The 21,832-nt window shown below is 48.6% G+C and carries 32 protein-coding genes; 20 read left to right on the forward strand and 12 right to left on the reverse strand.

The features are described 5' to 3' along the window. Window positions 1-3 precede the first annotated feature (3 nt). The 13 genes from HMPREF9007_RS23555 to HMPREF9007_RS23495 are packed head-to-tail and all read left to right on the forward strand — an operon-like array spanning window position 4 to window position 7,438. Window positions 4-2,043 (forward strand): hypothetical protein, encoded by a 2,040-nt coding sequence (locus HMPREF9007_RS23555; protein WP_008759676.1) that lies wholly within the window; start codon window positions 4-6, stop codon window positions 2,041-2,043. 38 nt (window positions 2,044-2,081) lie between these two features. Beyond that, window positions 2,082-2,960 carry an AAA family ATPase gene (locus HMPREF9007_RS23550; protein WP_005798313.1) on the forward strand — a complete coding sequence of 293 codons (879 nt, stop codon included), beginning with the start codon at window positions 2,082-2,084 and terminating at the stop codon, window positions 2,958-2,960. After that, on the forward strand, window positions 2,960-3,586 hold the full coding sequence (locus HMPREF9007_RS23545) for an ATPase AAA (RefSeq protein WP_008620887.1): 627 nt from the start codon (window positions 2,960-2,962) through the stop codon (window positions 3,584-3,586). The genes HMPREF9007_RS23550 and HMPREF9007_RS23545 overlap by 1 nt, the downstream gene beginning before the upstream one ends. Beyond that, complete coding sequence (locus tag HMPREF9007_RS23540) at window positions 3,583-3,831, forward strand: hypothetical protein (RefSeq protein WP_008620886.1); 249 nt, start codon at window positions 3,583-3,585, stop codon at window positions 3,829-3,831. Before HMPREF9007_RS23545 ends, HMPREF9007_RS23540 begins: the two co-directional genes overlap by 4 nt. A gap of 4 nt (window positions 3,832-3,835) precedes the next feature. Then, a complete protein-coding gene (locus tag HMPREF9007_RS23535) occupies window positions 3,836-4,306 on the forward strand; it encodes a DUF4406 domain-containing protein (protein WP_008620884.1) in 471 nt (156 codons plus the stop codon). A gap of 11 nt (window positions 4,307-4,317) precedes the next feature. Next, complete coding sequence (locus HMPREF9007_RS23530) at window positions 4,318-4,590, forward strand: hypothetical protein (protein ID WP_008620883.1); 273 nt, start codon at window positions 4,318-4,320, stop codon at window positions 4,588-4,590. 1 nt (window position 4,591) lies between these two features. Beyond that, complete coding sequence (locus tag HMPREF9007_RS23525) at window positions 4,592-5,086, forward strand: hypothetical protein (protein ID WP_008668365.1); 495 nt, start codon at window positions 4,592-4,594, stop codon at window positions 5,084-5,086. Window positions 5,087-5,092: 6 nt separating this feature from the next. Continuing rightward, the gene (locus HMPREF9007_RS23520; RefSeq protein ID WP_005798303.1) at window positions 5,093-5,275 is read left to right on the forward strand and encodes a hypothetical protein; all 183 of its coding nucleotides are present in this window, start codon (window positions 5,093-5,095) and stop codon (window positions 5,273-5,275) included. Between the two features lie 18 nt (window positions 5,276-5,293). Continuing rightward, complete coding sequence (locus tag HMPREF9007_RS23515; protein WP_005798301.1) at window positions 5,294-5,962, forward strand: DUF3164 family protein; 669 nt, start codon at window positions 5,294-5,296, stop codon at window positions 5,960-5,962. Between the two features lie 11 nt (window positions 5,963-5,973). Beyond that, the gene (locus tag HMPREF9007_RS23510) at window positions 5,974-6,210 is read left to right on the forward strand and encodes a hypothetical protein (RefSeq protein ID WP_005798297.1); all 237 of its coding nucleotides are present in this window, start codon (window positions 5,974-5,976) and stop codon (window positions 6,208-6,210) included. Between the two features lie 6 nt (window positions 6,211-6,216). Continuing rightward, window positions 6,217-6,450 carry a hypothetical protein gene (locus HMPREF9007_RS23505; RefSeq protein ID WP_005798295.1) on the forward strand — a complete coding sequence of 78 codons (234 nt, stop codon included), beginning with the start codon at window positions 6,217-6,219 and terminating at the stop codon, window positions 6,448-6,450. Then, the gene (locus HMPREF9007_RS23500; RefSeq protein WP_005798293.1) at window positions 6,447-7,007 is read left to right on the forward strand and encodes a phage virion morphogenesis protein; all 561 of its coding nucleotides are present in this window, start codon (window positions 6,447-6,449) and stop codon (window positions 7,005-7,007) included. Before HMPREF9007_RS23505 ends, HMPREF9007_RS23500 begins: the two co-directional genes overlap by 4 nt. Further along, entirely contained in the window at window positions 7,004-7,438 is a 435-nt protein-coding gene (locus HMPREF9007_RS23495; RefSeq protein WP_005798290.1) for a hypothetical protein, read from the forward strand. The genes HMPREF9007_RS23500 and HMPREF9007_RS23495 overlap by 4 nt, the downstream gene beginning before the upstream one ends. 84 nt (window positions 7,439-7,522) lie before the next feature. Here HMPREF9007_RS23495 and HMPREF9007_RS23490 read toward each other — a convergent pair whose 3' ends face one another. From HMPREF9007_RS23490 to HMPREF9007_RS23435, 12 genes are all read right to left on the reverse strand, one after another. Continuing rightward, window positions 7,523-8,362: a DNA adenine methylase gene (locus HMPREF9007_RS23490; RefSeq protein WP_005798287.1), complete on the reverse strand. Its 840-nt coding sequence runs from the start codon at window positions 8,360-8,362 to the stop codon at window positions 7,523-7,525. Continuing rightward, window positions 8,359-8,997: a thymidylate synthase gene (locus HMPREF9007_RS23485; protein ID WP_005798286.1), complete on the reverse strand. Its 639-nt coding sequence runs from the start codon at window positions 8,995-8,997 to the stop codon at window positions 8,359-8,361. The genes HMPREF9007_RS23490 and HMPREF9007_RS23485 overlap by 4 nt, the downstream gene beginning before the upstream one ends. A gap of 71 nt (window positions 8,998-9,068) precedes the next feature. Next, on the reverse strand, window positions 9,069-9,311 hold the full coding sequence (locus HMPREF9007_RS23480) for a hypothetical protein (protein WP_008620879.1): 243 nt from the start codon (window positions 9,309-9,311) through the stop codon (window positions 9,069-9,071). A gap of 203 nt (window positions 9,312-9,514) precedes the next feature. Then, window positions 9,515-10,000 carry a hypothetical protein gene (locus HMPREF9007_RS23475; RefSeq protein ID WP_005798284.1) on the reverse strand — a complete coding sequence of 162 codons (486 nt, stop codon included), beginning with the start codon at window positions 9,998-10,000 and terminating at the stop codon, window positions 9,515-9,517. After that, complete coding sequence (locus tag HMPREF9007_RS23470; protein ID WP_008620877.1) at window positions 9,997-11,298, reverse strand: reverse transcriptase domain-containing protein; 1,302 nt, start codon at window positions 11,296-11,298, stop codon at window positions 9,997-9,999. The genes HMPREF9007_RS23475 and HMPREF9007_RS23470 overlap by 4 nt, the downstream gene beginning before the upstream one ends. Before the next feature lie 375 nt (window positions 11,299-11,673). Then, a complete protein-coding gene (locus tag HMPREF9007_RS23465; RefSeq protein WP_005798281.1) occupies window positions 11,674-11,907 on the reverse strand; it encodes a hypothetical protein in 234 nt (77 codons plus the stop codon). Window positions 11,908-12,004: 97 nt separating this feature from the next. Beyond that, window positions 12,005-13,216, reverse strand: coding sequence for a phage minor head protein (locus HMPREF9007_RS23460; RefSeq protein WP_005798279.1), 1,212 nt, complete (start codon window positions 13,214-13,216; stop codon window positions 12,005-12,007). A 71-nt stretch (window positions 13,217-13,287) separates the two neighbouring features. Then, complete coding sequence (locus HMPREF9007_RS23455) at window positions 13,288-14,598, reverse strand: DUF935 family protein (RefSeq protein WP_005798277.1); 1,311 nt, start codon at window positions 14,596-14,598, stop codon at window positions 13,288-13,290. 4 nt (window positions 14,599-14,602) lie between these two features. Beyond that, the gene (locus tag HMPREF9007_RS23450) at window positions 14,603-15,022 is read right to left on the reverse strand and encodes a phage protein Gp36 family protein (protein ID WP_005798274.1); all 420 of its coding nucleotides are present in this window, start codon (window positions 15,020-15,022) and stop codon (window positions 14,603-14,605) included. Between the two features lie 10 nt (window positions 15,023-15,032). Next, on the reverse strand, window positions 15,033-15,263 hold the full coding sequence (locus HMPREF9007_RS23445; RefSeq protein WP_005798272.1) for a hypothetical protein: 231 nt from the start codon (window positions 15,261-15,263) through the stop codon (window positions 15,033-15,035). A 1-nt stretch (window position 15,264) separates the two neighbouring features. Next, window positions 15,265-16,824, reverse strand: a complete 1,560-nt coding sequence (locus HMPREF9007_RS23440; RefSeq protein ID WP_005798270.1) for a hypothetical protein — start codon at window positions 16,822-16,824, stop codon at window positions 15,265-15,267. Window positions 16,825-16,831: 7 nt separating this feature from the next. Continuing rightward, window positions 16,832-17,296, reverse strand: coding sequence for a terminase (locus tag HMPREF9007_RS23435; RefSeq protein WP_005798268.1), 465 nt, complete (start codon window positions 17,294-17,296; stop codon window positions 16,832-16,834). Window positions 17,297-17,502: 206 nt separating this feature from the next. On the opposite strand from HMPREF9007_RS23435, the gene HMPREF9007_RS23430 reads away from it, so the two are divergent. Genes HMPREF9007_RS23430 through HMPREF9007_RS23400 form a run of 7 tightly spaced genes read left to right on the forward strand, consistent with a single transcriptional unit; the run spans window position 17,503 to window position 21,831 of the window. Then, on the forward strand, window positions 17,503-18,438 hold the full coding sequence (locus HMPREF9007_RS23430; protein WP_005798266.1) for an HK97 family phage prohead protease: 936 nt from the start codon (window positions 17,503-17,505) through the stop codon (window positions 18,436-18,438). Between the two features lie 35 nt (window positions 18,439-18,473). Further along, the gene (locus HMPREF9007_RS23425) at window positions 18,474-19,514 is read left to right on the forward strand and encodes a hypothetical protein (RefSeq protein WP_005798264.1); all 1,041 of its coding nucleotides are present in this window, start codon (window positions 18,474-18,476) and stop codon (window positions 19,512-19,514) included. A 5-nt stretch (window positions 19,515-19,519) separates the two neighbouring features. Then, on the forward strand, window positions 19,520-19,984 hold the full coding sequence (locus HMPREF9007_RS23420; protein WP_008759683.1) for an N-acetylmuramoyl-L-alanine amidase: 465 nt from the start codon (window positions 19,520-19,522) through the stop codon (window positions 19,982-19,984). A gap of 14 nt (window positions 19,985-19,998) precedes the next feature. Continuing rightward, window positions 19,999-20,475, forward strand: coding sequence for a hypothetical protein (locus HMPREF9007_RS23415; protein ID WP_005798262.1), 477 nt, complete (start codon window positions 19,999-20,001; stop codon window positions 20,473-20,475). After that, window positions 20,441-20,767 (forward strand): hypothetical protein, encoded by a 327-nt coding sequence (locus HMPREF9007_RS23410; RefSeq protein WP_224202110.1) that lies wholly within the window; start codon window positions 20,441-20,443, stop codon window positions 20,765-20,767. Before HMPREF9007_RS23415 ends, HMPREF9007_RS23410 begins: the two co-directional genes overlap by 35 nt. Further along, complete coding sequence (locus tag HMPREF9007_RS23405) at window positions 20,764-21,339, forward strand: hypothetical protein (RefSeq protein WP_008620860.1); 576 nt, start codon at window positions 20,764-20,766, stop codon at window positions 21,337-21,339. The genes HMPREF9007_RS23410 and HMPREF9007_RS23405 overlap by 4 nt, the downstream gene beginning before the upstream one ends. Window positions 21,340-21,342: 3 nt before the next feature. Beyond that, the gene (locus tag HMPREF9007_RS23400; RefSeq protein ID WP_008668370.1) at window positions 21,343-21,831 is read left to right on the forward strand and encodes a hypothetical protein; all 489 of its coding nucleotides are present in this window, start codon (window positions 21,343-21,345) and stop codon (window positions 21,829-21,831) included. The last annotated feature ends 1 nt before the right edge of the window (window position 21,832 follow it).

A 21,832-nucleotide genomic window follows, 5' to 3' on the forward strand; every position in this document is an offset into this window, starting at 1 on the left:
GCTATGTTGGTGTATTACGGTAACATACAGTGTATTTCTGCACGTGAGCTCATAGATGGCGGCTATATCACCGAATCCTGCTACAGGAACTGGGTGAACCGTGGCCGTATCAAGGTGGTGCGTCGTGGTGGAGGTGCTGCTGGAAATTGCGCGTTGGTCGCCCTCAATAGCCTGCCTACCGAGTGTCTGGAACGGGTGAAGGAAGACAACCCCGGTGGAACAGAGCAGGCACTTCGCCACTGGATACTCTCAAACTATGTGCTGGATCAGGCTGCAGTAGCCTATTTTTTGGATTGGGCTTCTCATTCTTCCAGCAACAGAGCAACAGACGAACTTGCCCGGAAATATGCGGTGAATGCTTCCGTGTTGAATACTTGTATCAAGCTTTATAACAGAAACAATGATTACCGAAAACTGATGGGTGAAAAATATAACTGGGACATGATGGCCACCACCATCGAGACCCTACGCGAAGACTTTGGTCATGATCTTCCTGCCAGTACCCTTCGTTTCCGCAAGAAAGTGAACGAATATAAGCAATACGGTTATGAATGTTTGATAACCGGAAAATTCGGCAACCAGAACAAACGGAAGGTAACTCACATGGACGAACGCCTGGTGATGAGTTTGAAAGTACTTCCCAACCAACCATACGGCAGTGATGTGCATGAAATGTATCTGTCGTTTGTATGCGGTGAACTGGAAGTATGGGATCTGGAAACAGGAGAGATATTCAATCCGGAAAACTTTACGGATAAGAACGGGGAACCGAAAGAACTGAGCGAAAGCACTATCCGGAACATACTGAACAACCCGGCAAGCCAGCTGCTGATAGAAAAAGCCTTGCGTGGACGTATGGAATTCTATCATGAGCAAATGCCGCACATGCACCGCCATGGTGGTAAGTTCTCCCTGTCACAAATAACGATGGATGACGTGGATTTGCCGCGTCGGATGAAAGGCGGCGAGTATGTGCATGCCTATTATGCTTATGATGTGGTGAGCCAGTGCCGTATCGGGCTGGCCTACGGGCGGGATAAGGATGATGCCTTGGTAGTGGACTGTTTTCGTGATATGTTCCGGCTCATCGAACGCAACGGATGGGGTATTCCAGCCGGTATTGAGGTGGAGCAGCACTTGATGAGCAAGTATAAAGAAGGATTCCTGAAGGCAGGTGAGGTATTTAAGTTTGTGCATTTCTGTGCCCCACAGAACTCACAGGAGAAATATGCTGAAGCTCTGAACGGTGCGTTCAAGACAACCATAGCACATAAGAACCATGAAGCCATTGGTCGCTGGCATAACAAAGGTGCACGGCGGGTGGACCAGAAGAAAGTGAGTGACAGCAGCAACCACACCTGGGAAGACAGAAAGTATTATACGTTTGAAGAGCTTGTGGCGGACGACCGGCGCGATTGTGAAGAATGGAACAATACGCTTCACCCCAATCAAAAGAAATATCCCGGAATGACCCGTTGGGATGTGCTCGTAGCCAAAATCAATCCGACCCTTCGACCGCTTGATAAACTGACCTTGAGCAGATATATCGGAGAAAAGGTAGATACCAGTATTCGTAGAAATTCCACAGTACGTGTGGCAAATGCGGACTGGTGGCTGAGCGGTCCGGAAGTGCTGGAGCAGCTGGAACCAAACAACCGCAAGGTGACGGCTTACTATCTGCCGGATGAAGAGGGCAAGCCTACGGATGTCTTCCTGTACCAGAACGACCGCTACCTTGACAAGGTTCGTCCGGTAGTGACTTACAACCGGGTGATGGCAGAACAGACCGAAGAAGACCGGGTAGCCTATACAGAGCAAAACAAAGTTCTGAGTCATTTCAGCAAATACCTCAATGACCACGCCATCGGAAAGGTGGGAACCGGTACACCGGATCAGCCAACGGATGACCCGGAAGAGGAACTGGAACTTCCCCCGGTGGAACTATCCGATGATTTGCCAGCCGAATTGTCGGCAGATCCGGAATCAGATTATGAATGGCACTCCGGAATAAGCGAGGCAATGAGGGCCATCAGTGACATGTAAGAATAGAATTAGAACAACATTAAAACAGCGTTAGAATTATGATTACAGAAGCGCAAAAACAGAAGATTTTAGCAGCGATAGCCGCCAACCGTGCGAACTATCCCAGTGATGCCAAGCATGCTGCCTCTTTAGCCATCAGTACATCTGTGTACAGTGCAATCAAGAACGGACAGACAGACAAAGCCCTGAGCGATGCCAACTGGATAAGCATTGCCCGCAAATTAGGGGTGAACCTCCGTGGTGAAATGGAATGGAAAGCAGCCAAGACCCCGACCTTTGAATATATAACTGCCCAGCTGGAGTTCTCACAGCAGTCCAGTCTGTCGGGCATCTTGTGCGACATGCCCAATATCGGCAAGACTTTCACGGCACGTTATTATGTGCAAAGCCACAAGAATGCCGTTTATATCGACTGCTCGCAGGTAAAGACAAAATTGAAGTTGGTACGCAAGATTGCTGCAGAGTTTGGTGTGGACAGCAAGGGGAAGTATTCTGATGTGTATGAAGACCTGGTATATTACCTCCGTTCGATGGAAACCCCGCTTATCATCCTCGATGAAGCAGGCGACCTGCAGTATGAAGCTTTCCTGGAACTGAAGGCCTTATGGAATGCCACTGAGCGCTGCTGCGCCTGGTATATGATGGGGGCAGACGGATTGAAAGAGAAAATCAACCGGTCCATAGAATGTAAGAAGGTGGGCTATACCGAAATGTTGAGCCGTTATGGTGACCGGTACAGCAAGGTGACTCCGGATGATGGAAAGGAGCGCGAACAGTTCTTGAACAACCAGGCACGTATTGTAGCCAAGGTAAATGCTCCTGCGGGGGCTGATATAGCCCAGATTGTACGGAAGACATGCGGTGGTTTGAGAAGAGTCTATACCGAGATTGAGAAACTTAAAATGACAGCGGAATAATGAAGCGTGCGTACAGTCCGAAGGAAATAGCCGCCAAGAAATGGGTTACTCTGCCGTGGGATGAGAAATGGAGCAAACCTTTCGGGTTCCCGGCAGAGAACGCTTCGTGGTTCATCAGCGGTGCCAGTGCCAGTGGGAAAAGCAGCTTTGTGATGCAACTTGGAAAGGAACTGTGCAACTATGGGACGGTGCTGTACATGAGTTACGAAGAGAAAATCAACCAAAGCTTCCAACGGCGTATGGGTTATCTGAAGATGAATGAGGTGCAGGGTAAATTTCGTGTGGTGACAGAAGGCAGTCTGGAGGAAGTGATTGCCAGACTGAAAAAACCGAAAAGCCCGAAGTTTATCATCATCGATTCCTTTCAGGTGGCCGGATGGGATTATCCGCAGGCTGTGGAACTGATGGAAACCTTTCCGAAGAAATGTTTCATCTGGATCAGCCAGGAAAAGAAAAGCCAGCCGATGGGTGGCGGTGCAGTAAGATTGAAATATATCTGTGATATGAAGATTCGGGTGGTCGGTTATAAAGCTTATTGTCAAGGACGCGCCATTGGAGACCCGGGAAGCTATTATGTGGTATGGGAAGACGGAATCATTCAAACAAGTAATAATTTACCAAAATGATTATGGATAATAACGAGAAGGCTTTTGAAAGCTACACCGGAACTGAAGTGTTCCAGATACTGCTGGACGGAAATTCCAGCCGGTCCGTATTGGATGACTGGCTGGAGCGAAACATCCAAAGCGACTTAAAAGTGAGAAGAGCGAAAATGCCCGGTCATGTCGTAATAGAAACGGGTGATGTCTTGTTTGCACGTAATGTGCTGATATGGAATCCAAGTTGTAAAGTAAACATTAAAAAGATTTGAAGTGATGGAAAAGAAAGAAGAAAAGAAAGTGTGCTGCATCTGCGGCAAAGAGTATGAGGGCTACGGATACAATCCGTTCCCGGTGAAAGAAGAAGGCTGCTGCTGCCAATCGTGCAACTACAGTGTGGTCGTTCCGGAACGGTGGGAACGGCACAAGGCTTATCAGCGCGGTGAGGCGACCGGTGCCGGGAAGGTGTACATCAGCGGAGCTATCGCGCATTATGACATGGATGAGCGCAAGGAAGCCTTCAGCCGTGCCGAGGAGGAACTGAAGGCACAAGGCTATGACCCTGTAAACCCTTTCAGGAACGGATTGCCGGATGAAGCTCATTGGAGAGCCCACATGCGGGCCGACATTGCCCTGTTGCTGGCTTGTGACTATATCTATATGCTGAAGGACTGGGAACTGAGCAAGGGAGCCAAACTGGAACTTGACGTGGCCAGTTCGTGTGGCATTAAAGTGTTGTTTGAATAAAATTAGTCGATATGGGAAAAATAAAAATGGAAACCGGTGTTGTGGTGATGAAGTTGACCGCTACGGTATATAGAGGAACAATTCGTGAAATCCAATCCTCACGCATAGGTTTTTGCGGGGAGTACAATAAAGAAATACTTTCTAAAATGGGTGATGAGTTCAAAAAGATATTTGCTAAGCAAATTGAGGCTGAATACAAAGGTAAATCAGTGAAGCCGGATAAGATAATTTATCGTGTCAGTACCAAATCAACGGAATGTGAAATGATTCTTAATGGTAAATGACATGGCACAGGAAGTAACCAATTTCGCCCGGTTCTACACATTGTTCAACAAGCTTCCCTGTACAGGAGACCGGGAAGAATTCAAGAAAAGCATTGTGCTGCAGTACACGTGGAACCGGACGGACAGTCTGAAGGAAATGACAGCCAAGGAGTATGAAGCCTGCTGTACGGCTCTGGAGAAGCTGAGCGGACAAGACGAATGGCGACAGAAGCTGCGTGAGGAGCTGCGGCGGAAACGGAGTCTCTGTCTGAACCTGATGCAGAAGCTGGGCATAGATACATCCGACTGGGCACGAATCAATGACTTCTGCAGTAATCCCCGAATAGTCGGCAAAGCGTTCAGACAGATTACGGTGGACGAACTGGATGAACTGGCGGTAAAGCTTCGGTCCATACAACGGAAAGGCGGCTTGAAGCCCAGGAAAGAAAAGCAAACGATTAACCCCGTGAGCATGGTATCACTCATTCAGATTGACCCTGATGCTCCGGCAAACTGATAGGATATGGAAAATAGAAACACAAAGATTTTAGAGAATCTGAAAAAGGAAATCAACCTGCTTGCCTCTGATATGGAGAAGCAAGATGCAGCCGAGTTTTATAGTGAATTGGCTGACTGGGCATACGCCAACGGAGAGGCTATGCTGATGGAAGACGAACCTGAAATGCAGGATTATGAAAACCAATAACCCCAAAAAACAAGAATCATGGAAGAAATGAAACAAACGACCGTGGTAATGACGGCAGAGGAAAAGGCGGAATTTGAAGCCTTCCAGAGAGAAAAAGCAAAGAAAGCGGCAGAGGAAAAAGCCAAGAATGACCGCGAAATGTACAAACAGATGGTGGATGAGGAGATAGCAAACTCCATTCCGGTACTGCTGGGCATCAGTGAGCAGATCAAGGCAAGCAAGCAGACTGTGATGGACAACTTCAAAACCATTCTGGAAATGAAGGCAGACCTTTTCAAGACCAAGGTGAAGGATGACCAGCGCAGCCATACCTTTACTAACAGTGAAGGCGACAAACGAATCACGCTGGGTGTGTATGTGACCGACGGTTACCGTGACACGGTGGAAGACGGTATAGCCATTGTGAAGGAATACATCGAAGGTCTGGCCAAAGATGAAAAGACCAAGGCACTGGTGAGCATGGTGCTTCGTCTGTTGGCCCGTGATGCCAAGGGAACGCTGAAGGCTTCACGCATCGTGCAGCTTCGCAAAGTGGCCATGGAAACCGGAGATGACCGTTTCATTGAAGGTGTGCGTATCATTGAGGAAGCCTACCAGCCGGAAGTGAGCAAACAGTTTATCCGTGCTGAAATCAAAAACGAAAACGGAATGTGGAAACCTATCCCTCTGGGAATGACAGAATCATAAATAATAGAACTATGATACAAGAAGTGGAGAAATCTCCGAAAGTAGCCCTGTGCCGTGCTTGCTACGGTACAGGTAAAGTAAAGAAAGTTGTAGAATATCCCTCTCGGATCTTTGGAAAGAAGCGAAGCGAAACCGTTGAGGAAGTCTGCAGACAGTGTGAAGGAAGTGGCCGGGTAACGGTAAGCGCAAAAATGACGCTTGACATCCGTCCCTATAAACCTAAAGTAGAACCGTCTATGAACGATTAAACCTATATGGGAAAGCGGCACGGAGTCAGTTATCAGAAGCGTGTAGTAGAAGTAAACAGGATATATGACCATTATGCCAGTCACGGTGTACCGAACCGTGAAATATGGCGGCGGTACATATATCCTGTGTATGCTATTAGTGAGCGTACATTCTACAATATGCTTAAAGCGTCCGCAGACCCTAAAAATGATTTGCCGGACGATACGGTACAATTGAAATTTAACTTTGACTGGGAATGAATGAAAACGTAAAAAAAGTAGTGGCCCGGATACTGAAAGACATTCAGGTGGAAATGAGTGATGAGTTTGACAAGAACTTTGAACGGCAGGCTTTTTTCAGTGAGAAATGGCAGCGACGGAAAAGCCCCATCCGGAATGAAGGTAGAGCCATACTAACAGATACCGGGGCGCTTCGGAAAAGTATCGGAAGTCGGACAACGGAAAACAGCATTACCTTCTTTACCTCTCTGCCCTATGCGGCCATTCATAATGATGGCGGTGAAATAGTGGTGACCAAGCGGATGAAGCGTTTCTTCTGGCATAAGTATTATGAGGCAACCGGAGCGTTCGGTAGAAGAAAAGACGGCAAACTTCGAAAAGACAAACGAAATGTCCGGCTTGATACAGAAGCCGATTTTTGGATGTTCATGGCTTTAAAGAAAGCAGGAAGCACCATCAGGATTCCCCGACGCCGTTTCCTCGGCACATCGCCTGAAGTGGAAAAAGCCGTCCGTGAGATTGTAGAAGAGAACCTAACAGAGTATTTTACCATTGAATATAATATCATAAGAAAATGAGAAAAGAACTTTACCGGATGCTTTGCCGGGAGCTGAAGGCCATTGACCTTATCAAGCACATAGACTTGTGGAACCATAATGTGGAATTCATCGAACAGGAAGAAAACTGGGAGCGTCCGGCTGTCTTTGTGGAATTCTGCCCTATACAGTGGAATGCGATTGTTCCCGGTGTGGAATACCGGGCAGAACCTTTGATTAAACTGCACATCGTGACGGACTGGGAAGGTTCGAGTGCTGAGGGCAGCGAGCTGCAGGAGGATGCGCTGAAGGTGTTTGACCTGTCCGGACTGCTTCATGCACAGCTTGCCGGATTGAGCGGGGAGACCTTTTTGGAGCTGGATCTGGTGGAGAGTGATACCAATCACAACCATGAGGATATTGTGGAAAGTATCGAGGTATATCAGTGTGTGGCCATCAAGCGGCTGCAATAGCCGTCTTTATTAGACAGAAAAAGCCGCGGACGTACAAATTACCGTCTGCGGCTTTTTTGTTCAATACAGGCAAAGTAAACGCAATCAGGCAGCCTCTTTCTTGTAAAGCATCATATCTGTGTAAGAAGAGTTGTAATTCATGTGAGCATTGAATTCCACCTTTGTGCAGTTTTCAAAAGGATTACCTAAATCCCTATTTTTACCTATCCATTCGCACAGCTCCAGAATTGAAGATTTGTTGGATGTGAAATATACGTATGAATGCCCCTTCAGTACATTCAGCACATCCAGATAGTCTGCCATATTCCAGTACATGTTATAGGTCCCTACGTCAGTGGACAGATAGGGCGGATCAACAAGAAATACTACTCCAGGAATATCTTTATACCGGTTGAATACTTCCTTGTAATCGCAAGATACGATTTCCAGCCCTTCGAGATAGTCCGTACATTCCGGGTAGCCGGTCTTGCGTATATTGTTGTATAAAGCTTCCTTCCGCATATCCTGAACAGACAGTTTGTATTTCATGGAAAACAAGATAGAGGAGGAGAGGGTAATGAAATCCACATATCCGGTGCTATTCTCTTCCTGCTCGATGCGGCTGAATATTCGTTCACGCAGTTCTCCTTTAATGATTTTATGACGTGGTACGGAATTCCCTACCATTTCGCGAATGTCAGCAAGCAGCTGATTCGTTTGCGGAATGTGCTTCATGCGGAAGCGGTAGTTATCAAAGTCATTATAGATAACAGTAGAGTGGGGCTTGAGGGATTTGGTAATGTGAGACAACAATCCGGAGCCACCGAACAGGTCAACAAACAATGTTCCATCCGGATATTGCTCCAGCACTTTCATGAATTCCTTGGCTAACATACGCTTTTGCCCGACAAATGGGAGAGGGGCTGACAGATACATCTTTCTCATACGTTCAATTCAAATTTTACATTTTCATTGCCGGCAAGCAGCTGTTCTGTTTTGTCGATGTTGTTTTCGTAAATATGCACATTCCCCAGATTCAGGGTGATGGATTTTAGTGGCAACTCAATCTGTCTTGATATTAGATACAAATGATAAATATCTGCCGGCAGTCCTAAATTCGCATCGCTGCTTCGCTGATAGGCGGTCATGACCAGTTCTCCTTGCTCTATCTGGAACTGAACAAGACTAAGGCATGGAGCCTGGTTGCTTTCTGTTCCTGTAGATCCGAGAAACAATATATAGTTTTTGCTGTTCCTTTTTTCCCTGTTTATGCGTTCGATGAGTGGCGGCAGTTTTTCAAAATAGGTTGGGTAGCTGTTCACAAGGATAGAGCCGCAGTAGTCCCACCAGTTGATTCCGGCCTCCCTGTATTTTTCCACGTTTCGTTCGCCCCTCATAAACAGTTGTAACTCGTTTTTTAACTTCTTCCGCGCTATGGTATGCCCCTCGAATATATCAAGAAGGTCGGCAGGGAGCAGCGTCAGCTGTTCATTCAGTAGGTAGCGGATATTCCCTTTTTTATTGCTTTGCATCTTTCCGGACGAAAGCACCTTGCCTAAGATTTGATAATACTTGTCCATGATATGAATGTTATTTATTGCGATACAAAGGTAGGGTAGGGGAGTTTGCCTTTAGTGGGAGGAAGTCCTGATTACACTGCACACAAATTGCAGTCGGTTTTAAAACGCTTGATCAGGTCATACACCTTTCGCTCACTGATGCCATATCGTAGGGAAAGCGTAGCTACGATATAAGACACTTTTTCACCATTGGTCTGCAACTTGTTATATTCATTATATAGTTCTATATATTGCACGTCATCGGGTCGTATGCCCATGTAATGGCACGTTTTTAAAAGCTCTCTGTTCAATTTTAGTATCTCAATTACTTTCATATCCAGTTAAATTTCGTACATTTGCATTGTCTCACTTATCATTGCGCAGAATAGCGCTTACATAAAAAAGCCTCTTACTGGCGAACGAGGGTATCTGCCCCCGGTCGTGCCGGTAAGAGGTGCTTTATGTTTAAATGGTAAGTGAGACGACTATTTAACAGGCCGGGGGCTTTTTTTTATCCTTCCCCCGAAGGGATTGTCAATCATTCAATCCGATATAAATCCAAGTTGAATACATCTTTCCTTTTCCATCCTTCAGCCAGTGTGTTTTGGATGTGTCTGACCGCTTGAATGTAGAAGTCCTTCAGATTATCCAACTTTTCAAAGGTATGGTATTCGGGCTGTTCATCCGAACCGAATTTGAATGTAACCGGAAGGGTCTCTCCGCCCGTCTGAACGGCCAAATCGTATGCTGCCTTATAGTTGTATTGGTTCTCCGTAGAAAGCCATACAGGGGCGCCATTATAGGCGAATCCGGATAGGATAGCTGCATCAGTCTGGCTGTTATACCATGACATAACCAATGTGCGGATTTCCTCATCAGTAGGCTTGTGTCCGAACTCCTCTTCCATGTAGGAGGCAGAGCCGTTCTCTTTTTCCTGCACATCCCAGCGGATGCGCCATTTGTCTTTAACCGGGTTCGTGCATTCCATCAGCGATACACCGGCACTTCCTTCAACTCTTCTCATGTAAACACGTATTTGGTTCTACCTTTGCCGAATGTCTCTGTCTTGATGGTCGTTTCAAACGGGAAACCATCCGGCATTTCCTTTACTTGTGCGAGAATATTCTTCATTTCCTCGCTGTTGGTGAAGAACTTCTTTGCTTCGCCGTTCACTTCGATGGCCACAATACAGCGGTCTTCTCCCTGCTCGGTCTTGATACCGGTCTCAAAGTCCTTCACTACAATCGGTAAGTTTACCAGTTCCCGGATGCTTACCACCACACCGGGAAATCGCTTCTTGCCGTCCTCCGGCTTGTAAGCGACATTCAAGTCTTTAAAACTTCTCATTTCTTTGCCTGTTAATTTTTTAAACAACTTATTACAGTCGGCGTGCTTCGTCATGCCGTAGAAACTGGCAATCAGTTCTCGCCGTCTTTTTCTCGATTTTACCTCGTGCATCTTCCGGGCAAACTTCTGCTTGATACGTTTCCGCAATCTTACATAGTCGGGACGGATAACATAGCCAAGGAAATCAATGCCTTCTTCTACAGGGAATACCCGTTCATTCGGCTTTATTTCCAAGTCTATTTTTCCCATTTGCCTGTGAATAACATCACGAATCTTCCACAATTCCGCTTTCGTTTTACCGAGTACCAGTCCGTCATCGCAATAGCGATAGTAATAACGAACCCCGTACTTATCCTTCAGATAGTGGTCTAAAAATACAGACAGAAGCAGATTTCCTGCCCCTTGTGAACTGCGCAGTCCGAAGCTTATACCTTCCGGCAGCAGCTTAACAAACCGCTCCAGTAGCACCAACAGCCTTTCGTCCTTGAACACCCTCCGGAAGCACCACATAACAAAGTCCTGCCGCGCATTGTCGTAAAACCTACGGATGTCAAACTTGTATGCGTAAAGTGTGCCTTCCGGGTCTTTTTGCAAATCGGTACGTATGCAGTTCATCAGATCATGAGTACCGCGCCTTTTGATGCTTGCACCGGTTGTCCGGATATAACGTTTTTGCAGGTGGCGGTCCACCACATTCATGATGGCAAACACAGCGATGCGGTCTTTCATGGACAGGATCTGCAAAATACGTTTTTTACCGTATTCTTCAATTTCCCTCTCATGGTAGCCGCCCAGCCGGAATGAACCGTCCGCAATGGAAGCCGTCAGTTCGGCGATAATCTTCTCCCTATGGGCAAGCAGGAATCGTCCCTGCCTTGACCTCTTACGACCGGTTCCGCGAAGTACCGAATCGAATGCCTCCGACATATTGGAGTATTCGATGATTTCCTCGATAATATATCCTTCCCTGCGCATAAGCTATTGGTTAATAAACATGAAAGATAAGGGCCTTCCTTTCCCCGGATCTGACTTCTTCGAACTGATAACAGCCTACCAAACTCCACCCGACGCGTGATTTTTCAGCTTTCCACCCTAATGGGTGCTGTTGCTGTGGCTTGCTTCCCTCGGCACCGCTTCGGGGACACGTCCCCGGTGCTGTACGCCGATTAATTAGATTTCCAGACGCGAGCCGATATTCGCATTCGTATTCGAAGCATCGTTATTCGCATTCGCATTCGACACACCGCCATTCGCGTTCGCATTGTTGTACCCGCGATAGACCACACGGACTATCGGGAAGCTCCACCGGGTACAAAGTTACTGATTTAACAGGCAAAATGAGCTAAAGCATTACACTATCCACCAAAATAGGGCCGACAATATGCCGCCTATGACGGTAAGAGACCAGTCTATCCAGTCCCAAAGTCCGCCTTTCAGTTTGTCTTTCAGTTCCAGACAGGAGGCTGCGACAGCTGCAGCATAGAGCGCTGTCCACGGGGTGAAGGCCAAAATGCCTACCAACAAACCGCCAATAAGGTGTTTGTAGCGGTTGCTTTGTTTGAGAAATTCGATAATTTTGTTCATAACGGGTTGTTTTTAAAAATTGTTTTGTATATTTGCAGTGAGGAATAGCGTTAGATGTTCAGAACGGGATTGTAGTTCCCGGAGCTTGCGTCTTTCGCTATTCTTTCTTTTTTATATGTTTGTATAATTCACCTCCTTCTGAAAGACTGTGCAGCGTGTATTCGTGCCAGTCGTATTCCCGAACTATTATCAGTGCTTTTTCACCTCTTACTTCTATCTCGAAAATGTGCGATTGTATGAGGTGTGGAATACCTTTGTGGTTATCTGCTGTTCCCAGGTATTTGGCTTTGGCAAATACATTCTTTATATCCAGAAGCATGAGGTTCTTTTCATGGTAGAACTTGTATGGCTGGTTGGTCCATTCTTGAAGCGTGCGTTTTGATATGTTTACCGGGAATGGGAATTCATTATTCGTGATAACTGTTCCCTGCAATGGCTTGGCTTGCTTCTTTATCTGTTTGGCATCTGCATTGGCCAATGTTCTTACCAGTTTGCATGCGGCGCACAATTCATTTTCCGGAACGAAGACCAGTTTCATATTTCCGTTGTTCATATCGCAATCCTTACAGCGCTTGATGGTGTATGGATTATAGTCGGGCATCGTCTTTTGTTCCATGCCTGCATTGAACCGGAACATTCCCTTTTTGTCAACTTCCAAAGCTGATTTCCCCCTTGCCATGGCCTCTTCGTGGTCTGTAGGCGGATACTTGGATTTGCGTACCTGGACCACGGAACAGCGGCAGCCCCATCCGTTAGGAGGATAGAATTCTGCCCAGAACGGGTCTGAAGCCGGGAGTGTGATGCCGGCCATTTCTGCATGGGTGGGACGTACCTTTGCATCCCCGGCCGTGCGGTACTGTAGATAATAGCGGTCGCCGTCCTGCATGAACCGTTCCCATTTGGCTGCCATTTCAGCCGAAGCCTGTACAAAGGTGAATTCAGCCCGTAGATAGTTTGAATTGTATGTTTCGTCGATCTTCCGGACATCATTCAAAAAGCGTTCGAACGTCTTTCTATTGCCGTTTTCATCCAACAGGGAGGGAAAGGCTTCATTCAGTTCATGGAAGGTCTTCAAGCCGGAGAATACATAGTTGGAACGCTCCAGCCGCTTGCGCATGGTCTCGGACATTTCCACCTTTCGGAATGAACCGTTCAAGACAGAAGAATGAGCTTCTATAAAATCCTGCGCTTCTTCGGATGCCAGGATACCTATTTCAAGGTTTGCCCCTTCTTGCCGGAACAGCACCTTCATCATGCGGTCAAAGCGTTCCGTGAGCTTGTCGCGCATGAGTTTTGCCTCGTCCTCCATGGAGAGGCATAGTTTCTGTTTGCCCAACAGGTGGGCATACCGCTGGTGCAGCCCCGAATAATCATCGGGGCTCAGTCGAAAAAACGGGACAGCGTTTCAGCCGGTTTGCCGTCTTTCTTTTTTTTCGGTTCTGTCGGGTCCGGCTCTTCTTTCGGTTCCTTCTCCTCGCACGGGATACCGTATTTTTCCTCAAAGTACTGAGGCTTTACCTTGTAGTGTTGCAGTACCATTTCCTCGTAAGCTTTCTGCTGTTCGGGCGTGTAGTCAATGGAGTAGTCCCAATCGAAGCGCAGCCCTTTAACAGGGAACCCGTGGCGCACCATGCGCGGAATGAGCTGGTTGTTCACTATATCCCGAAGCATATCACAGTCGCTTTCCACGAGGTTCTGGAACACTTCAAGGTGCGTTTCCGACTGTGATAGGCTGCTTCCGTCCTCGATGGTCATCGTCTGCCCGATGATAAGCTTTGACAGTTCGGAGTTGGCCCGATCGATACGCTTGTCATAGACATTGAATGCGTCCCCCTTGCCGCTTTCCACAAATTCGATTTCGGTTTCCATTCCTGCCACCATGGAGAGGGCGGTTCCGGCTTCACGCAACATCTTGTCGAGACGGTCAATCTCTTTCTGATCGCGCGAAGTGGTGCGTGCTATACGCATGGGCATTCCGAATATTTCCCCGAAGGTGTCCCAAAAGGCCAGCATGTTCTTTTTGGGAATAGTCTGTGAAGCAGCCTTGAGATACAGCCCGAGGTCGTCGGGCCTACCTGCCTCAATGAGCCAGTCGGAAAAAGGAGGCTGGCGGTAGTCTATACCTGTAGTCCAGTCCTGCCCGAGGTCGGTAATGACACGCCCATACTCAGGAATGACATGTTTGCGCGGAATAAGCTTCACATCCGAATAACAGATGCAGCCGTCGCCGTCAGTGCAAAGGTCGCCCAATTCGATGAGCGAATGTCCCCAGTAGATTGAATCAAGTGCATAGCGCATGAGCTGCTTGAACCAGGACTGGTCAAAGAAGTGAACCGCTTCCTCGTTCTCATCCCCTTTCATATCCACGATTTTGAAAGAACGTGCCATGACAAAACCTCTGCGCTGCTCCACACACCCGGAGAGGTGAAGGTCTATTTCCGCGTCCCGGTAGATGTCGTACAGGCGCTGGCGGCTGGGACTGTCCACATTGATGGCATACTGCCAGGCATCGCGCCAGTTCTTGATGTCCTTCCGGGTGAGTGCATCGGTGGTGCGTTGCAGGTCGATGACCATTTTCTGCACCCGCTTGATGTCTTTCCCCTTGGCCAGATTAAAATTGCCGTATGGCGTTTGCAGTACGTTTTTCGGTTTATTGGAAAACATACCGCTGAAAAAGTCTTTAATATCCATAATCCTACCAGTTATGATGAAGCTGCTTCTGACAGCTGTAAACAAATGAATTTCCGGACGGAAGCCCATCTTCTCCGACAGCCAAAGGCAAATCAGGGACAATTTTTCCGGCCTGTACGCCTTCAAGCCACTTGATGGCCCGTTCATACCGTTCCTTGCGTATCTCGCTTCCCATCTTTTGCGGCATGGCTGCACTCATGTGGTAAAGTGAAATGTCGCAGGTGTACATGACAATGAGGCGGTTCCGATGTTCATCCTGTGCAGAGAAAATGGCCGTACAGTCGTATTTCGGCCGTAGATAACCGGCAATTTCTTCCCGGGCTTCCGCTTCTGCATTGGTACGGTTTTCCGGGCTTACCTGCGAGATAACCTTTAATGCGTTGTCGCCGATGACAACTTTGTAATCTTCTTCTGTAATGAACATGACTTTACTTTCATTTAGTGATGAACAATGCCATTTTTTCTATATCCCGGATAGTGGTTCCCTTGCGGAAACGGTGGCGGTGAATCAGTTCACAGATGTTCCTTTTGGGGACAACTTTCAGTTTGCCACCCATATACAGGACGTAGTACTTTCTTCCGTAGAGCTTGGCGTACTTGCAAGCACGGGCAACGGCACGTTTATAGCGCCATGCAAAAATCATTCTTTTAATCAGCTGTATCATGTTACCATATATTTTTGGCGGTCGGCCTTTTACCGAACACCGGTTGAAAACTCTCCTGCCTTGAATTGCGCTGCAGCATCCAGATGGCTCCCTCGTCGGCATCCGGTGCATCATCGTGAATACGGCTGCCACGCTCCAGTGCCAAGGTCTGTTCGATTCCGGTCTGCATATCCGGCGATTCTTTCAACTTCTCATTGTAGAATACGAAACCGCGTTCCCATAATGGTGACACCGCTTCGATGCGCTGGAGCTTGTCCGGTTTCTTTCGTTTGTCCGGCATGATGGGCAGTTGGTATCCACGCAGATTCCCTTCTGCCTCAAACTCATCCAGAATGACATCCTGCATGAAGTTCGCTTCCATAAAGAACTGGACGGCTGCCGTATCACGTGTACGCTCGTAGAGGTCGTAAAGCCACCGTACCATTCCTGAAACGGTATCCTGCCGGACGTAACAGTCTATAAGGTGCAGTTCCTTCCCAATCTTGCCCCAAAGGCGGCAAGCCTTGTAGTCGTTGGAAGTGGTCGATTTGAAAGAGGGGTCGGTATAGCAGACCAGCATTTCATACTTGGATAGCCTGGGCAGTTTCTTGTAACGAATCCAGTCTGCCCGAAAAATAGTTCCGTCCACGATGGGGTTGTGCATCATCTCCTTTTCCCATGCCCGGTAGCCTACGAAATCCCTGTATTCCTGCGCCTCTTCTTTCGTCCATTTTTCGCGCCATACCGGTTCTCCGTTCTTGTCTATTGCCTTGATGACGGATACATGTACCCCTTTTGTCTTGGTGAGATTGGCCAGCACCGAGTTTTTAGAAATGAGGTTCCCGACCATGATAAAACGCCCCCGGCCCACATCCAGTGCACCAAAAAGGGCTTCTTTCACCCAGTCTGTAATGTCATGCACCCGTTTCTCATTGCGGCACAGTTCGTCGTCATCCAAGTCATCGATGACGATGTAGTCCGGACGTGCTTCCCGGTCTCGCAAACCACGTGGAGACTGTCCGCGTCCGCAAGCCAGGAATTTCACCCCGTTGGCCGCCTTGAACTCCCCATCCTGCCAGGAGGCATTCCCCTGCTGCTTGCCGAAGTCGGCAATGATGCGCTGGTTATGTTCCAGTTCTGCCTGAATATCTCCCAGCAGACGTGTGGCTGAGTCCTCACTTTTGCCGACCACCACCATGAAGTTGATGAGACGTTTGGGCTGGAACATCAGCCACAGCGGAACAAAAATGTCCATGTGTGTGGACTTGGCATGGCCACGCGGCCACATGAATACCGCTTTCAGGTTGGGTGTGCCTTTTACTTTAGCCGCTGCCGCATTGTGGAACGGTGCATTGTGGATGGTGCGTATGACTTCCCCGGTGGTTTTGTCACGCAAGGTGAGAAAGTGGGGGAAGTAATATTCACAGAACGCGGCATAGTTACCCTGCAGACGCAGAATACGCCTGTCCTTTTGTGCCGGTGTCTCGCCCGCGAGCAAAGCCGTATCCGTGATGGACTGCACTCTTTTACAGTGTTCCTTCCACTGTTCGTATGCCTGTTTCTTTTCCGCTGCTGTTGCCATAGCCGTTTTATTTTATGCCCATCTGTTCGGTGATATACAGATCCTGGTACTTGTTGATTGCCCTGACCAGTTCCGGAGTCACTTCCGGGTCGATGGTTGAACGGTATTCAATCCATTTGGAGAATGCCATGAACACTTCAATGACATCCACTACGTTGGCCTTCTTGTCTAACTTTTCAATCACCGCCGAAAGTTTGGCCAGTTTGTCCCCGAGACCAGCTACAAGTGCAGGGTCGTTCGATTCGTTGACTTGAGTAATGAGTGTATCAATGGTGAGCAGGAGTTTGTTCACCAGTTCCGGCCGGGTGACGTTCTTTGCCGCCCTTGCCTCTTTCCATCCGTCAGCCGTGCACCATTTTGAGATGGTGACGCGTGACACGTCCACTTTCTCCGCAATTTCAGTCTGTTCCATGCCGGAAAGGAACAGTGAGCGTGCAAGAGATTTTTTCTTTTCGATTTCTGCCTTTGTCATATAATAAAGAATATAGGGTTAAAGGCAGGCTTCGGAGTCCCTTGCACCTGCCCGATTTATTCGCAAAGTTGTCCGCTTATCAGCTTGCAGCCAAAATAATGTGCAACGGTTTCATAGAAGTGTGCAACCATTGCACACTTTTTTGGCTTCCCGGTAAGTGCTCTGTAATATTGCAGCGCCAATGCATAAAGGCGTGGCATGAGAAAATGAGTAAACGTGTAAGAATTTCAAACGACAGCCTGAACAGCTACGGAAGCCGTGTGTTGACATCGGGCATGAGTGTGGAGCAGTATTGCCGAAACCCGGTACTGCTGTACATGCACCAACGCGGAAACGTGATTGGTTATGTGAAGGACCTTCGGGTAGAGGATGGTGAAGTAACCGGGGAACTGGTGTTTGACGAAGCGACCGACCTCAGTAAAAGATGCAAGAAACAGTTTGAATTCGGCAGTCTGAGAATGGTGAGTGCCGGAATAGACATTCTGGAACTGAGTGACCAGCCCGAACATTTGCTGCAGGGGCAGACCAGCCCGACAATAACCAAAAGCAAGCTGTATGAGGTATCACTGGTGGATGTAGGTTCCAATGATGATGCCATCGTACTGATGAAGGATGGAAAACAAATCACATTGGGAAAGGATGGTGATTGTCCTTTGCCACTAATCAATAACCAAAAAACAACAGAAGAAATGGAACTGAAACTTTTGGCCCTTCAATTGGGGCTGCCGGAAACGGCAACGGAGGCTGATGTTAATCAAGCCTTAAATGAACTGAAAGCAGCCAAGGCAGAGAATGATTCCCTGAAGCAAGAAAACGGGAAGCTGACTTTGGCCCGTATCACTGGTCTTGTAGAAAAGGCAGTGGTGGAAAAGCGTCTGGGAGAAGACAAGAAGATACAGTTTATCGAACTTGGCAAGAAGGTTGGTGTCGATGAACTGAAGAATGTGCTTGATGCCATGCAACCACAGGTGAAGATTTCCACTGTATTGAGCTATCAGGGCGGCAAGCAGCAGGCACAGCCGTCCACCTATGCCAAACTGAGCGATGTCCCGAGTGATGCGCTGCTTGAAATGCGCGAGCATAACCCGGAGGAGTACAAGCGCCTGTACAAGGCTGAATACGGCATGACCTGTGAAATTTGAAAACCTTTAAAATGAAGAAAATGGGAAAAATTGTAATGCTTTTGACGGCACTTCTGTTCAATACGCTGACAGGTGTCGTGTGTGCTTCGGTATTGGGATTCTCTCCGGTGGCCGGAGCTGTGGGAATGAATGCGGTGGCAGCCTTTATGGGAATGGCCCCGCAAAGTACTTCAATACTCCGTGAAGGGGTTTATACGGAAATCTGGACAGGGGAACTTGTTAAGGTGCTCCGTGCCGGACTGGAAGGAACCTGGCTGTCAGGAATCCCCGACCAAAGCAGTATCGTGAATAACGATGTGATTCACCTGGTAGAAGTTGGTGTAGATCCGGATGTCTTGATAAACAATAAAACCTATCCGATTGATGTGCAGGCTTTGGAAGACAAGGATATTGCCATCAAGCTGGACAAATTCCAGACCAAGGCTACGCCGATTACAGACGATGAGCTTTATGCCATCAGCTATGACAAGACCGCCCGTGTGAAAGAGGGACATGCCAACAGTATCAATGATGCGAAGTTTACCAAGGCGGCCCATGCGCTTTGTGCGAACAAAAATACGGAAACTACTCCGGTGCTTAAGACTACCGGCGAGAAAGATCCGGCTACAAACCGTCTGCGCCTTACCGTGAATGACCTTGTGGAAATGAAGCGTGCCCTTGACAACCTGCGCGTACCGTCAGACGGCCGCAGACTGGTGCTTTGCCCCGACCATGTGAATGACCTGCTGCTGACCAGCCAGGCATTCCGTGAACAGTACAATATTGACCGCAACAGCGGCAAGGTAGGTAACCTTTACGGCTTTGAAATCTACGAGTATGGCAACAACCCGCTTTATACTACAGCCGGAGTGAAGAAGGCATTGGGTACAACGGCAGAAGCCGGTGAATTTCCGTGTTCATTTGCCTTCTACAAACAGAGGGTTTTCAAGGCAACAGGTTCTACCAAGATGTATTATTCCGAGTCAAAGAATGACCCGTTGAACCAGCGTAACCTGATTAACTTCCGCCATTACTTCATCTGCATGCCCAAGAAAGAGGATGCCGGAGTGGTAATGATGAGCGGCTATCAAGCATGATGATTATGGCAAAGTTGAAATATCTGGTAATACACTGTACGGCAACCCCGGAGGGGCGTGAGGTATCATCGGCGGACATCCGCAAATGGCATACTTCTCCGGTTGCCCAGGGAGGAAGAGGATGGAAGCAGGTTGGCTATACCGACCTGTTCCACCTGAACGGAGGCGTGGAACGTCTGGTAGAAAACAATGAGGATGCACAGGTGGACCCTTGGGAAGTGACCAACGGAGCCAAAGGATATAACAGTGTAAGCCGTCACATCGTGTATGCCGGAGGCGTGGAAAAAGACGGTAAGACCCCGAAAGACACCCGCACTGGCTGCCAGAAAAAGGCACTGGAGAAGTATGTGAAGGATTTTCATCGGAAATTCCCTGATGTACGCATTATAGGACACAACGAACTGGCAGCGAAAGCCTGTCCGAGCTTCGATGTGCAGGAATGGTTGAAAGAAATAGGTATTAATCAATAATAAAACCGGGTGGTATGGACTTGAGCGAATTTATGAACATTATCCTTGGCGGCGGCCTGGTTGGTACGGTGGCGACCATTGGCTCCTTGCGGGCTACTGTGAGAAAAGCGAAAGCGGAAGCGATGAAGGCCGAGGCCGGTGCAGAGGCCATGCGCATAGATAACGCCGAACATGCCACCCGCATTTTGATGGAAAATATTGTAAAACCTCTAAAAGATGAATTTTGTGAAACAAAGAAAGAACTGGCCCGCAATACGCGCGAGATGGCCCGTCTTAGAAAAGCTATTGATACAGCCGGAAACTGTCCTCATCGTGACGATTGCCCTGTGCTTGACAGGTTGCGCGAGTCACCGAAAGAGCATGAACCGGGAAGTCCGGACGGAATCGGCAAGCGCCGACAGCGCGAGCGGAAGCCGACGGGCGGGACTGGTGATGGCGGGTATACCGGCGAGTTCGGTGAAGCTGTCTATACCTGCGGACAGCCTCCGTAAACTTCCTGAAGGTGCCGTGTACCGTGGCAAGAGCGGACAGGCGAATCTGACCGTAGGCAGCGACGACAGCGGGAACATCGTGGCCGAAGCCTCGTGTGACAGTCTGCAGCAGCTGGTGCTATGGTATGAAGAAGAGCTGGCGCGTATCCGTAGCGAAACCAAGAGCGAAATTTCAAATGACGTTCAAACGGTAGAAAAACGCCCTCCGAACCGGATGCGGACGTTTATCACAGGTGTATTGGCCGGCTTGCTTGTCGGTATGTTATTAACAATGAAACTGAAAAAAAGATGAACAAGAATTTCATGTACGGCATAGGAGCCGTAAAGTATAAGGATTTCACAATCGGGTATATTGAAAAGAACTCGTTTGACCTGGGCGGCAAGAAACCCGAGGCCGCGAAGATCGAGGCCGAACAGGTGCAGGGTGCCCCGGTGCTGGTCATCCCACAGAGTAACGGCGGCATCGCCCCGACGTTCAATGTGATCCAGATGAACTATTCGAACCTGCACAAACTGCTTGGCGGCAGCCTGCATTATAAGAAAGAAGATTTGGAAAAGAAAACTCCGATCGGTTGGACAGCCCCGTCGGAGGTGCTTGTCATGCAGGGACCATGGGAACTCTCCCTCGTGTCCGGACAGAGCGTACTGATTCCCAACGCCACGCTACTTTCCAATCCTGCAGGCAAGCTGACCCTTACAGAAACCTCCAAGATAGAGGTTACGCTCGAAGTGGCGATGCCGGAGGACGGTTCGCAGCCTTACGGCGTGTTCGATACGGAAGCAATACCGGACGAGTGGGGGCAGTACAAGCTGCCGCCGGCGGAAGCCGCGGCTGCAGCATCGCTCCAAAGTGAGGAGGGCTAACGTATGGCTGACCGGCTGGAACAACTGATAGAGATGGAGTGTGCGGATGCGCTGCTGGACAGCGGCGTGTCCGTTCCTCTTAAAAGGTGGAAGCTTCCGTGGCTGAAACGCCCGGTGGAGGTGCGTGTGACGATGAAGCGTCCGAGGCTGTGGGGTCAGATTCTGCTGGCGAGGGAATACCTGAAGATGGGCGTTGCGCCCGGGTGGCAAGCAAAGGACAAGGTCGAGGAACTGGCCTTTGTAGCGGAACATGGTAAGGCTGTGAGCCGTCTGCTGGCCTATACGGTATGCCGGGGATACGTGTCGCGGCACGTGGGCATCGGGGTGACAGCGTGGGTACTGCGGAACTTTGTGGAGTGGCGTTATCTGACGGCCATGTTCCAAACATTCGAGCGTCTGATGGGCACGAAGGATTTTATGCGTATTATCAGCTCGACAGCGCGGGCGAACCCGATGACTCCGAGACTGAGCCAGGCAAGGAAGGGGAGTTAAG

It is taken from the genome of Bacteroides sp. 1_1_14 (assembly GCF_000162515.1).
GTDB lineage: Bacteria > Bacteroidota > Bacteroidia > Bacteroidales > Bacteroidaceae > Bacteroides > Bacteroides thetaiotaomicron.